We start from the raw sequence: 362 nt of genomic DNA, 5'->3' as shown, positions 1-362 counted from the left end.
GGAGGGATTTTATTGAGCCACAATCATAATATTTTATCAACTGGTGTGTTACGAAGACACTCGAGTACGAAATTCATTACTGTTGAAGCGATGAATGTGGATCCTGATGATTTCCGATCAGTAACTGTTCAAATGTTTGACTGGTCATCCGGTTCACCTATTTTATTACCAATGGTTGATCCTACAACTCAAACGATACCACCTAATCAATACAGAACATTTAGATCATTTGAGATTCCTCCTGCGACATTTGCTTATGAAGTAAGAATAATCCATCCTAAAGATAAAGATGTTGTTACAAACGTTTTTGGACTTAGCGATATTTCATTTGACCCACAGGAAGGAAACAATGTCTTACAACA

Annotated in this window: 1 protein-coding gene; it reads left to right on the top strand. The window is 36.5% G+C overall.

The genetic code is table 11. The features are described from left to right. Positions 1-6: 6 nt before the first annotated feature. Positions 7-362 (top strand): hypothetical protein (locus tag PAT3040_RS20915; protein ID WP_108994266.1); only part of this gene is annotated, 356 nt, incomplete at its 3' end.

It is taken from the genome of Paenibacillus agaridevorans (assembly GCF_003112455.1).
In the GTDB taxonomy this organism is placed as follows: domain Bacteria; phylum Bacillota; class Bacilli; order Paenibacillales; family Paenibacillaceae; genus Pristimantibacillus; species Pristimantibacillus agaridevorans.
The sequence above is the reverse complement of the archived record's forward strand: the minus strand, read 5'-3'. Positions and strand labels throughout refer to the sequence as shown.